This window comes from Arthrobacter sp. 131MFCol6.1 (assembly GCF_000374925.1).
In the GTDB taxonomy this organism is placed as follows: Bacteria; Actinomycetota; Actinomycetes; order Actinomycetales; family Micrococcaceae; genus Arthrobacter.
Map to the genome: position 1 here is coordinate 1 of NZ_KB895562.1, position 1,549 is coordinate 1,549.

The following is a 1,549-nucleotide window of genomic DNA, read 5'->3' on the forward strand; positions in this document are numbered from 1 at the left end:
GCTAGACGATATGAGGTAGCCGGGTTTTTCGGGCTGGAACCTCCTTTTCAAAGCGGGACGTGGGTTGCCTGCCACACTTGGCGAACAGGTAGAGCCACATTTGAAATTGGAGGTTCCAGCTATGTTTGAGCGTACAAGCGTCGGCCTGGATGTCCATGCCCGTTCTGTTGCCGGATGCGCCCTGGACGCGCAGACCGGCGAGATCATTCCGCACCGGATGTCCCCGGATTATGCCGAGATTCTTGCCTGGATCGTGTCCCTCCCGGCCCCGGTGCGGGTCGTCTACGAGGCCGGGCCGACCGGTTTCGGACTGGCCAGGTTCCTGCTGGCCGCCGGGATCGGCACGCTCGTCGCGGCCCCGTCGAAGCTCCAGCGTCCGTCCGGGGACCGGGTGAAGACCGATGCGAAGGACGCGCTGCACCTGGCCCGGCTGCTCAAACTCGGCGAGATCACCGCGGTCCGGATCCCTTCCGCGGACCAGGAAGCGGCCCGGGATCTGGTCCGGGCCCGGGAGGACGCCCGCGGGGACCTGATGCGTTCCCGGCACCGGATCTCCAAGCTCCTGCTGCGCCAGGGGATCGTGTATTCCGGCGGAAAGGCCTGGACCGGCGCCCACGAACTCTGGCTGGCCAGGCAACACTTCGAGGCTCCGGCCCGGCAACTGACGTATGCGTCTTCGCTGGAGGCGATGCATGAGATCCTGGACCGCCGTGACCGCCTCGACGAGGCCATCACGGCGATGGCCTATCAGAGCGACTACACGCCCGTCGTCCGGTCGCTGGAGTGCCTGCGGGGGATCTCGACCCTGACCGCGTTCGGGCTCGCCGTCGAGATCGGTGACTGGAACCGGTTCACCGGCTCCACGATCGGCGCCTATCTGGGTCTCGTGCCGACCGAGCATTCCTCCGGGGCGTCCCGGTCCCAGGGCTCGATCACGAAAACCGGCAACACCCACGCCCGCAGGCTGCTCGTCGAGGCGGCCTGGCACCACCGCAGACCCTATGAGAGTCCCTCCCGGCTGCTGCGGTCCCGGTGGGAGGAAGCCACCTCCGAGGCAAGGACCCGTGGCCATGCCGGGAACCGGCGTCTCCACAACCGCTGGATCAGCTACCTGGAACGCCGCAAACGACCCGTGATCGCGAACGTCGCCATCGCCCGTGAACTCGCCGGCTGGTGCTGGTCACTGGCCTCCGGCACGGATCAGGCCAGTCCAGTGCCCAACTAGATTCCGTGCCCGGATACTCCGGGCGCGGACTGCCGGAACGTCCCTGCGGAGTGGTTCCTTGCAGCGCGTGGAGTAAACCCGCGATCCGCCTATGGGCAGCCGGCAACGGCCACGCCCGACATTGCTAGACCAGCGGTAGTCTCCAGCCGAACACCTCGTCCTGCGGTACTCAATCCGCGCATATCAGTCTGACCGCGCCGTCGCCTTTGACACGCTGACTACCCCGCCAGACCAACCGGCATCCCAAAAGGAAGCGGTCCCGGACAACCCAGTCCGGGACCGCTTCCCCACGCCCTTGACAGACGAACACCACATATCAGGCGG

General features: G+C 66.5%; 1 protein-coding gene. It reads left to right on the forward strand.

The window, feature by feature from the left end; translation table 11 throughout:
* The first annotated feature begins 121 nt into the window (after positions 1 to 121).
* Positions 122 to 1,225 (forward strand): IS110 family transposase, encoded by a 1,104-nt coding sequence (locus C566_RS21930; RefSeq protein WP_018776192.1) that lies wholly within the window; start codon positions 122 to 124, stop codon positions 1,223 to 1,225.
* Positions 1,226 to 1,549: the final 324 nt, after the last annotated feature.

Bases quoted from the DNA above. Each gene is read 5' to 3' on its own strand.
- C566_RS21930 (WP_018776192.1), top strand. From the start codon at position 122: ATGTTTGAGCGTACAAGCGTCGGCCTGGATGTCCATGCCCGTTCTGTT.